This window comes from uncultured Adlercreutzia sp., from assembly GCF_958431955.1.
Lineage (GTDB): Bacteria > Actinomycetota > Coriobacteriia > Coriobacteriales > Eggerthellaceae > Adlercreutzia.
Map to the genome: position 1 here is coordinate 1 of NZ_CAUASN010000054.1, position 10,174 is coordinate 10,174.

Below are 10,174 nucleotides of genomic sequence, written 5' to 3' on the forward strand. Positions count from 1 at the left end.
GAACGCTGGGGCGGCGGGGCGGAAGGCATCATGGGAAGACTCGTGCACCAGTTCATGAAGTTCGGCGTCGTGGGCGTGGCCGCCTTCGTCATCGACTACGGCCTCATGGTGGCCCTCACCGAGCTCGCGGGTGTGGAGTACCTCCTGTCCGCCACCATCTCCTTCACCGTCTCGGTCGTCTTCAACTACCTGGCCTCCATGCGCTACGTGTTCACCCACAAAGAGGGGCTCTCGCGCCGCCGCGAGTTCGTCATCTTCGTGGTGCTGTCGGTCATCGGGCTCGGCATCAACGACCTGCTCATGTTCGTGGGCACCTCCCTGGCCGGCATCAGCTACCTCATCACCAAGATCGCCGCGACGGCCATCGTGATGGTGTACAACTTCGTCACCCGCAAGAAGTTCCTCGACGCCGGCCCGGGCGCCGCGGACGCCTACGCCGGCGCCGACGACGGCGAGGCGTCGCCGGTCGCCCTGCGCGGATAGCGACGGCCATGGACGGGATCATCGCGCTCATCGCCAACCCGGCGGCCCAGAACGGCCGCGGGGCCTGGGCGGCCGTGGAGGCCGCCAGCCACCTGCGCGCTCGGGTGGGCGACGCGGGCTTCCGGCTGCTGCTCACCGAGCGGCCGGGGCACGCCACCGAGCTTGCGGCCCAGCTGGGGCCCGAGGTGGGCCTCGTGGCGGCTCTGGGGGGCGACGGCATCGTGAGCGAGGTGGCCGCCGGGCTCATGGAGCGCCCCCGCGCCTCCCGCCCGGCCCTCGGCGTCATCCCCGCCGGCTCCGGCAACGACTACGCCGCCACGTTGGGCATGGCCTCGGCCATTCCGAAGGCCATCGACCAGATCCTGGAGCTGCGAACCGGCCCGGCCGACGTGGGCCGGGTGAACGGGCGCTACTTCGTGGAGACGCTCTCGTTCGGCCTGGACGCCGCCATCGCCCTGGACACCATGGAGCGCCGCGTGCGCACGGGGCGGGCTGGCACGCGCCTGTACCTTGAGAGCGCCGTCGACCAGCTGTTCCACCACCTGGACACCTACGGCTTCCGGCTCGAGACGGACGCCGGCGGGGTGGCCGGCTCCTGCTATCTCTTCGCCGTGCAGATCGGCCCCACCTACGGCGGCCACTTCCGCATCACGCCGAAGGCCGCCATCGACGACGGGCTTCTCGACCTGTGCTGGGCCACCCCGACGCTCTCCCCGCGCCGGGCCCTCGCGGTGCTGCTCGCCGCGCGCTTCGGGCGCCATGTCGGCAACGAGCACATCCACTTCGAGCGCGCCGACTCCCTGACGCTGTCCTTCGACCGCGAGCCCCCGGCCCAGATCGACGGCGAGAAGCTGGAGGGGAGCCGGTTTTCCGTGGAGTGCGTGCCCGACGCCCTCACCGTCGTCTTCGGCGGGAGGCGGTAGGGAAGCCCCGTTCCTTCGGATCGTCCGCTGCTCGACGGAGGCGGGGCCGGGCGTGGGCTCGCGCAGCTCTCGGGGCGGGCCGGTCGCGCCCTCGCGCGCCGCCCGTGGGGGATTTTGAGGTTTTGGGGCGCGTCCGCGAGAATTGCACTATAATAGCCTGCGCCCGATGAGGGCACCATGAGCCGCCCTCGTAGCTCAGGGGATAGAGCACTTGCCTCCGGAGCAAGGTGCCGCAGGTTCGAATCCTGTCGAGGGCACCATGAACCGCCAGGGCGGGCCGGCAGGTCCGCCCTTTTCTTTACGGCGCGGAAGCGGGCCGCCGCACCCGCCGCACCCACGCCGCCCGCATCGAAGGAGACCCCCATGACCGAGACCGTCCGCATCGACCGCATGAGCTACGGCAGCGCCGGGGTGGGCCGCCTGGCCGACGGCAAGACCGTGTTCGTCGACGGCGCGGTGCCCGGCGATGTGGCCGAGGTCCAGCTGCGCGAGGAGCGCCCCCGCTTCGCCCGCGCCTCGGTGTCGCGCCTGGTGGAGCCCTCGCCCGATCGCGTGGAGGCGCCCTGCGCGGCCGGCTGCGGCGGCTGCCCCTGGGCGGTGCTGGCCTACGGCGCGCAGCTCGCCGCCAAGCGCGCCAACGTGGTGGACGCCCTCGTGCGCACCGCGCGCCTGGACGCCGCGCGCGCCGAGGAGCTCGTGGCGCCCTGCGTCCCCTCGAAGCGCGAGTGGGGCTACCGCAACAAGCTGGAGCTGGCCTGCGGCGCCGATGAGGCCGGGCGCCTCGTCTTGGGCATGCGGCCCGAGGGGGGCGACCGAATCGTGCCGCTCGACTCCTGCCCGCTCGCCAACCGGCTCATCGCCGGGGCCCCGAAGGCGCTGCGCGGGGCCCTCCGCTTCCTCGCAGGCAACGAGGATCTGGGCATCTACCGGGTGGGGGTGCGCGGCAGTCTGCGCACCAAGGACGTGGAGGTGGCCCTCTGGACGCCGCCCGGGCCCTTCCCGCGCGCCGCGGCCGCCAAGATGCTCGGCTCCGCCTGCAAGAACACCTCGCTCGTGCGCGTGCTCGCCGAGCCCGGGCGGGCCCGCAAGGTGAAGAAGGTGGAGGCGCTGTCGGGGAAGGGCTGCTGGGAGGAGGAGCTCTCGGGCGCCCGCTTCCTCACGAGCGCCCCGTCGTTCTTCCAGGTGAACACGGCCCAGGCCGAGAAGCTCGTCGAGCTGGTGCTCGAGGGGCTCGAGGTGGAGGAGGGCGACTACGTGGCCGACCTGTACGCCGGCGGGGGGACCTTCTCGGTGCCGCTTGCGGCGGCCGGGGCCGACGTGGTGGCCGTGGAGGCCGCCGGCTCCTCGGTGCGCGACCTGCGCCGCAACGCCGAGCGCGCGGGGGTCGAGATCGAGGTTGTGGGCGGAGACGCCGCCCGCGAGCTGCCCGATCTGGGGGATCTGGACGCGCTCGTGGTGGACCCGCCCCGCGCGGGCCTCGCCGACGGCGTGGTGGCCTCCATCGCCGAGGCCGCCCCGCGCCGCGTGGCCTACGTCAGCTGCGACCCCGCCACCTGGGCCCGCGACGTCGCCCGCTTCGAGGAGGAGGGCTACCGCTTGGCCCGCGCCACCCCCGTCGACCTGTTCCCCCAGACCTACCATGTGGAAGTGGTTAGCATTTTCGAGCGAACTCGCCGCTAATTTGCTAGAATCGTTCCCCGTATGCGAAGATGCGAATCGAGGTGCGCATGCCGGCCTGCCCGGCGGCCGCCGCAGTGAGGAAAAGGAGGGCCCCATGGCTCTGTACACCCCCGAGTACCAGCCCACCGGCGAGGAGATCGCCGTCATCAACACCTCCAAGGGCACCATCCGCGTGCAGCTGGCCGGCGCCGACGCCCCCATCCACGTGGGCAACTTCGTCGAGCTGGCCCAGAAGGGCTTCTACGACGGGTTGAAGTTCCACCGCTACGTGCCGGGCTTCGTCATCCAGGGCGGCTGCCCGAACACCCGCGAGGCCACGCCCGAGCAGGTGGCCGCCGGCCGCGCGCCGGGCATGGCTCCCTTCGGCACCGGCAACCCGGGCTACTCCATCAAGGAGGAGTTCACCACCAACCCCAACAACAAGCACGAGGACGGCGCGCTGGCCATGGCCCGCTCCATGGACCCGAACTCCGCCGGCTCCCAGTTCTACCTGTGCCTGGGCCCCCAGCACAACCTCGACTCCGGCTACACCGTGTTCGGCCAGACCATCGAGGGCAAGGACGTCATCGGGCAGCTGCGCGCCGGCGACGTCATCGAGTCCGTCACCATCGAGAACGCCGCCTAGGACGCACTCCGCGCCGGGCCGACGGCTCGGCGCGCCGCACCGATTCCTGCAAGAAAGACCGAGCGAAGGACATCTATGAACAACGAGTTATTCGACCGAGCGAATGAGCGCTACCGTCTGAGGGACTACCGCGGCGCGCTGATGACGTTCACGGAATGCTTGCAGGACACGAACTTCCCCCTGGCCCCCGGCGAGATGGGCCTTCTGTACCACCAGATCGGCAACTGCCTGGTGAAGCTGAAGAACCCGCGCGAGGCCATCCAGGCCTACAGCCAGGCCACGGCCGACCCGGCCTACGGCGCGCTCGGCACCGTGGAGTGCAACCTCGGCATGGCCTATGCCTCGCTGCGCGACTACGACAACGCCATCCGCTACTTCGAGAAGTCCGTCACCGACGACACCAACCCCACGCCCTACAAGTCCTACATGGGCATGGGCAACGCCCTCATGAAGCTCGGCAAGTCCGCCGAGGCCGGCGTCGCCTTCCGCGAGGCGGCCCTTGATGAGGCCAACCCTGATCCCACCAAGGCGCTCTTGAACCTGGGCGTGTGCTTCATGGCCCTGAACCGCCCGGCCGACGCCGTGGCCTCCTACGAGAGCGCCATGCAGTTCGACATGCAGCCGGCCACCCGCAACAAGCTGCAGGCCTCGCTCGGCCAGGCCTACGTGGCCTGCGGCCAGATGGAGAAGGCCGTGCACGCCTTCGAGGAGGCCATCGCCGACAAGACTTACTTCCTGTCCGATTCCGCCAGCGTCGACTACCAGCGCGCCGTGGGCGCCGTGGCCCAGGGCACGTCCGAGCAGAACCAGGCCACCCAGGTGCTCCAGCTCGCCGACATGTCCGGCCTCGACGTGGCCGCCGACGGCTCGAGCGTCTACGACGCGGAGGTCTACGAGGGCGAGGCATCCGAGCCCTTCTACTACGACGAGCCCTACGAGGTGGACCCGGCGAGCTTCCCTGGCTACGTGGGCGCCTACGACAACGTGGACAACGACCGCTTCTTCACCGCTACCGACGCTGAGCTCGAGCAGTGGTCGCGCGGCCTGGCCAAACAGGACCGCAAGCGCCGCAACGTGGGCCTGAAGATTTTGCTGTTCTTCGTCGTGGTCGTGGTGCTGGCCGCCGCCGCGGGCGTGTTCGCCTACACCCAGGGCTACGGGTACCCCACCCAGGAGGACGTGGTGAAGACCATGTTCGCCGACCCGGCCGCCGCGCCCGGCGCCGTGTTCGCCTCCAGCGTGGACGCCTCCAAGGCCGCCGCCATGCTCGACCCGGTGGTCGCCGACGCGAACGTGTCCATCGACGGCGTGAACCGCTCCATGGGCGACTCCACCGTCTACGCCACCGCCTCCACCGAGGAGGGCGGCCAGGTCACCTACAAGGTGTCGCTGGCCCGCGACGGCATCGGCTGGAAGGTCACCAACGTCGAGCTGTACTTCCCGAGCCAGAGCTAGCGGCCCGGCCCCATCCCGGCATTACCGGCCCGTCGCCCCGTGCGCGGGCCGTTTGCATGAACGACCCCGTATCTTGAAAGGACATCCATGGCTATCCAGCAGACCTACTCCATGATCAAGCCCGACGGCGTGCGCAACGGCCACATCGGCGAGATCATCAACCGCTTCGAGCGCGCTGGCCTCACCATCGAGCGCATGGAGCTCGGCATGGTCACCCCCGATCAGGCGGCCGCCAACTACGCCGAGCACGAGGGTAAGCCCTTCTACGACGGCCTCATCGCCTACATCACCTCCGGCCCCGTGGTGAAGATGGTCGTCTCCGGCGAGGGCGCGGTGGCGAAGTGCCGCTCGCTCATGGGCGCCACCAACCCGGCCGAGGCCGCTCCGGGCACCATCCGTGGCGATTTCGGCCTCATCATGGACGAGAACGTCATCCACGGCTCCGACAGCCCCGAGTCCGCCGAGCGCGAGATCGGCATCTTCTTCAACTAGAGAAGACTGCGTCGACGCCGCAAAGCCCCGCCGCGCCGTTTACCGGCGTCGCGGGGCTTTTCTTTTCTTCATCTGGTTTTTCGGCCGTCAGGCGACCTGCCGTCGCGCAAGGGCCTCCAAGCGGTTACCATAGGGCAAAGGAGAAGACCCAGGGAACCAAAGGAACTCGATCGCCTATGCTGTACCGTGTCATCGACCGCGCGGACGTGCCCTCGCTCGTGGCGGCCTTCATGGAGCGCTACGAGGTGGTGGCGCCCGTGAGGCGCGGCGAGAAGTACGTGTTCGCCGCCGTCTCCGACTTCGACGAGATAGCGCTCGACTATCCCTCTACCGTCGCCTCGCCCAAGAAGTACCTCATGCCCGCCACCCAGACGCTGTTCGAGTTCGACACAGCCGCCAACGACGTGACCGACTACGTCGACGAGGTGCGGCCGCGGGTGCTGTTCGGCGTGCACGCCTGCGACATCAACGGCATCATGAATCTGAACAGCGTGTTCAACGATGCGCGCTATCCCGACCCGTACTACGCGGCCCACCAGGCGGCCACCCTCATCGTGGGCGTGAGCTGCACGCCCACCGAGCATTGCTTCTGCAACCTCATGGATGCCGAGGAGGCGCGCCCGGGCTACGACCTGTTCCTAAACGCCATCGGCGACAAGTACCTCGTGTCCATCGGCTCGGTCACCGCGGCCAATATTCTGGAGGCCGCCTGCGATGTGCGCGAGGCCACCGACGAGGATCGCATCGCGTTTCGCGCCGCCACGCGCGCCCGGCAGGAGGCGTTCAATCCCGCCATCCCCGACATCCAGGAGATCCCCATGCTCATGGACGCCTTCCACGAGGACGGCTTCTGGGACGAGCTGGGCAGCCGCTGCCTGTCCTGCAATGCCTGCGCGAACGTGTGCCCCACCTGCTACTGCTTCGATATCCGCGACACGCTCGATCCCGGTGCGGAAACTGGGCGGCGCGAGAGGGTGTGGGATGCCTGCACCTCGCCCCAGTTCGCGCTGGTGGCCGGCGGCCACAACTTCCGGCCCACGCCGGCCCAGCGCGTGCGCCACCGCATGTACCACAAGCTGAACGGCTTTCTGGCCACCCACGACCGCAGCCTGTGCGTGGGCTGCGGGCGCTGCGCCGCGGCCTGCAAGGTGGATATCAGCCCCATCGAGGTGCTGCGCTTCTTCGAGAGAAAGGGGGCGTAAGCGCCATGCCGACTTCCGGAAGCACCATCGCCATCCATCCCTACCGCGACGCCGGGCCCGAGCTCACCGGCGCCGAGCTCATGCGCGCAAACCCCTACCGGCCCTGGCCGGCGCGCATCACCTCCATCACCGAGCTCACGGCCACCGAGAAGCTCTTCGAGTTCCGGCTCGTGGACGACAAGGTACGCGAGGCCTTCTGCCATGCCCCCGGCCAGTTCGTGGAGCTGTCCATCTTCGGCGTGGGGGAGGCGCCCATCTCCATCTCGTCGTCGCCCACCAAGCGCGGCTTCATCGAGCTGTGCGTGCGCCGCGCGGGCCGCTTCACCGAGCGGCTCCACCAGATGCAGTGCGGCGAGATCGTGGGCATCCGCGGGCCTTTCGGGCGCGGCTTTCCCATCGAGGCCATGCGCGGCCACGACGTGCTGCTCGTGGCGGGCGGCCTGGGCATCGCGCCTTTGCGCTCGCTCATCAACAACATCCACGACGAGCGCAGCGAGTTTGGGAAGGTGACCATCATCTACGGCTCGCGCAACCCCGCCGAGGTCATGTTCCGCCACCAGTTCGAGATGTGGCGCCACCGCAAGGACTTCGACCTGTATTTGACCGTCGACCACGCCGACGAGACGTGGGACGGGGAAGAGGGCCTGGTCACCAAGCCCTTCGAGCATTTGGAAATCGATGCGTCCAATACCTTCGGGGCCCTGTGCGGGCCGCCGGTGATGTACCGCTTCGTCGTGCAGGAGATGCGGAAGAAGGACATTCCCTACGACCGCATCTACATGAGCTTCGAGCGCCATATGAAGTGCGGCGTGGGGAAGTGCGGGCACTGCCAGGTGGGGCATCAGTACTGCTGCATTGACGGACCGGTCTTCAACTACTGGGAGGCCAAGAACATCCAGGGGTCGATGTAAATGAGCGAGAGGGAACCTGTGACCGACGCGCCCCGCGCCCCGCGCGTGGTGTTCGCCGGCCTGGCCAGCTGCTTCGGCTGCCAGATCAACATCACCAACATCGAGGAGCACCTGCTGGCGGTGCTCGGCCAGATCGATCTGGCCTACTGGCAGCTCACCTCCTCGGCGCCCATGCCCGACGAGTTCGACGTGGCCGTGATCGAGGGCGCGGTGACTACCGAGGAGGCCGCCCGGACGGTGCGCCGCCTGCGCGAGCGGGCGCGCGTCGTCATCGCCATCGGCTCCTGCGCGGCCACCGGCGGCATCCCCGGCATGGCCGCGGGCGATCTCGCAGGCCATGCGTCGGTCGTCTACGGCGCCGATGCGCCGGCAGCCTGCGGCTCGATGCGCGAGCCGGTGCCGGTGTCCGCCGTCGTCGACGTCGACTTCACGGTGCCGTGCTGCCCGGTGGATCCCTACGACTTCGTGCGCGTGCTCGACGCGGCGCTCTACGGCAGCAACCGGCTTTCCGCTACCTCGGCGCTGTGCGGCGAGTGCTCGCGCAACGAGGGCGGCTGCCTGTACGCGCGCGGCCAGATGTGCCTGGGGCTCGTGACCCGCGCCGGCTGCGGCGCGCGCTGCCCGGCTCTCGGGCGCGCCTGCAACGGGTGCGCCGGTCTCTCGCCCGACGCCAACGTGGCCTCGGCCCGCGCCTTCGCGGCTTCGCGGGGGCATGAGCCGGCGCGCTTCGACGAGGCCCTGCAGATGTTCAACGCCGTGGCGCTGGCCGCGGCGGGGGAGGAGTAGCCCATGGCTTCCACATCCATCACCGTCGAGCACGTGGCCCGGGTGGAGGGACACGGCGATATCCGCCTCGTCATCGAAGACGGCCAGGTGACCACCTGCGAGATGGCTGTCGTGGAGCCCGCGCGCCTGTTCGAGTCCATGGTGCGGGGCCGCGCTTTCAACGAGGTGCCCTACATCGCCTCGCGGGTGTGCGGCATCTGCTCGTCGAGCCACGTGGTCACCGATCTGCGGGCCATCGAGGCGGCCTTCGGCGTGGAGGTGACCGACCGCACCGAGGCCTTGCGCGAGCTTCTGGTGTACGGGTCGTTCTTGCAGAACCACGCCACGCACCTGTTCGTGTTCGCCGCTCCCGACTTCCTCGGCCACAAGTCGGTGTTCCCCCTGGCCGACTCCAACCCCGAGCTGCTGCAGAGGGCGCTCGGCCTGAAGGCCCTCGGAAACGAGCTGTGCACGCTGGTGGGCGGACGCTCCATCCATCCCATCACGGCGGTGGTGGGCGGCTTCACCCACGAGATCGCGCCCGCGGAGTACCTGCGGCTCGCCGACGCCATGGATGAGGCGCGGCCCTTCGCCCTCGAATGCGTCGACCTGTTCCGCGACTTCGACACCTTGGACGTGCAGACCGAGGGCGACCTGCTCGCCATGGTGGCGCCCGGCGCCTACCCGGTGTGCACCTCCGACACCGCGCGCTTCGTGCGCGCCGGCTACGATTTTGCGGCTTGCGCCGTGGAAGAGGAGATCGAAGAGTACCCCCAGGGCTCATCGGCCGCCTTCCTCGCCCGGGCCCGGCGCACCGGGCGCCCCTACCTGACCGCCGCGCTCGCCCGCGTGAGCGCCAGCTGGGACGCGCTGTGCAAGGATGCCCGCTACGCGGCGGCCAAGGCGGGGCTGCGGCCGCCCGAGTACAACCCGTTCGCCAACAACATCGCCCAGGCGGTGGAGCTCGTGGACGTGCTCGACCGCTGCGCCGGCCTCTGCCGGCGTTTGGCGGTCGACGAGTTCGCGGGGACGAGCGAGCCGGTGCCCTTTACGGTGCGGGCCGGCCGCGGCGTGGGCTTCACCGAAGCGCCGCGCGGCGCGCTGTTCCATATTCTCGATCTGGATGAGGAAGGGCGCGTCGAGCGTGCGAGCATCCTCACGCCGACGGCTCAGAACATCGCGAACCTCGAGGCCGACATGCGCCAGCTGGCCGAGAAGATGGTCGCCGCCGACTACGACGAGGCCATGATCCGCCTGGAGATCGAGAAGCTCGTGCGGGCCTACGACCCGTGCCTGTCCTGCAGCGTCCACTAGAAGGCAGCCGGCCGCATTATCGGCGCGGATACCATGACCGCGCCATGCAGCGAAAAGCATCCGGGGCGATCGCGAAACACGCGGTCGCCCGATTTTTTCCAAATTACCCCTTGCGCCAATCCCGGAGACGTGTATTATGGGCAAGCTGTCTTTTCGGGAACGGAAAGCGCAGTGCGGAGAAGAACTTCTCCGTCTATGTCAAGGCTCTCAAGAACTTTGTAAGGATTCTGTGAACGCCTTGACGGGAGGAATGAGGTTGCGTAATCTTATTCCTTGCGCCGCTCGCGAGAGACGGCGGCGGGGAGAGGCCCCGCGGCACCTTCA

Annotated in this window: 10 protein-coding genes and 1 tRNA gene; all 11 read left to right on the forward strand. The window is 69.1% G+C overall.

Going from position 1 to position 10,174, the window contains the following annotated elements; all coding sequences use genetic code 11:
• Positions 1 to 483: GtrA family protein (locus tag Q5064_RS10975; protein WP_302964657.1), on the forward strand; the 483-nt coding region annotated here is incomplete at its 5' end.
• Between the two features lie 8 nt (positions 484 to 491).
• A complete protein-coding gene (locus tag Q5064_RS10980; RefSeq protein ID WP_302964658.1) occupies positions 492 to 1,406 on the forward strand; it encodes a diacylglycerol kinase family protein in 915 nt (304 codons plus the stop codon).
• Positions 1,407 to 1,590: 184 nt separating this feature from the next.
• A tRNA-Arg gene (locus tag Q5064_RS10985) sits at positions 1,591 to 1,666 on the forward strand.
• 103 nt (positions 1,667 to 1,769) lie between these two features.
• On the forward strand, positions 1,770 to 3,086 hold the full coding sequence (rlmD, locus tag Q5064_RS10990; protein ID WP_302964659.1) for a 23S rRNA (uracil(1939)-C(5))-methyltransferase RlmD: 1,317 nt from the start codon (positions 1,770 to 1,772) through the stop codon (positions 3,084 to 3,086).
• A gap of 94 nt (positions 3,087 to 3,180) precedes the next feature.
• Complete coding sequence (locus Q5064_RS10995) at positions 3,181 to 3,711, forward strand: peptidylprolyl isomerase (protein WP_302964661.1); 531 nt, start codon at positions 3,181 to 3,183, stop codon at positions 3,709 to 3,711.
• Positions 3,712 to 3,786: 75 nt separating this feature from the next.
• Positions 3,787 to 5,166, forward strand: a complete 1,380-nt coding sequence (locus tag Q5064_RS11000) for a tetratricopeptide repeat protein (RefSeq protein WP_302964662.1) — start codon at positions 3,787 to 3,789, stop codon at positions 5,164 to 5,166.
• Positions 5,167 to 5,253: 87 nt separating this feature from the next.
• Entirely contained in the window at positions 5,254 to 5,658 is a 405-nt protein-coding gene (ndk, locus tag Q5064_RS11005; RefSeq protein WP_302964664.1) for a nucleoside-diphosphate kinase, read from the forward strand.
• Between the two features lie 176 nt (positions 5,659 to 5,834).
• Complete coding sequence (locus tag Q5064_RS11010; RefSeq protein ID WP_302964667.1) at positions 5,835 to 6,860, forward strand: 4Fe-4S dicluster domain-containing protein; 1,026 nt, start codon at positions 5,835 to 5,837, stop codon at positions 6,858 to 6,860.
• Positions 6,861 to 6,865: 5 nt separating this feature from the next.
• Positions 6,866 to 7,771 carry an FAD/NAD(P)-binding protein gene (locus Q5064_RS11015; protein WP_302964669.1) on the forward strand — a complete coding sequence of 302 codons (906 nt, stop codon included), beginning with the start codon at positions 6,866 to 6,868 and terminating at the stop codon, positions 7,769 to 7,771.
• Positions 7,772 to 8,557: an NADH:ubiquinone oxidoreductase gene (locus tag Q5064_RS11020; protein ID WP_302964671.1), complete on the forward strand. Its 786-nt coding sequence runs from the start codon at positions 7,772 to 7,774 to the stop codon at positions 8,555 to 8,557.
• Positions 8,558 to 8,560: 3 nt separating this feature from the next.
• The gene (locus Q5064_RS11025; protein ID WP_302964674.1) at positions 8,561 to 9,850 is read left to right on the forward strand and encodes a Ni/Fe hydrogenase subunit alpha; all 1,290 of its coding nucleotides are present in this window, start codon (positions 8,561 to 8,563) and stop codon (positions 9,848 to 9,850) included.
• Positions 9,851 to 10,174: the final 324 nt, after the last annotated feature.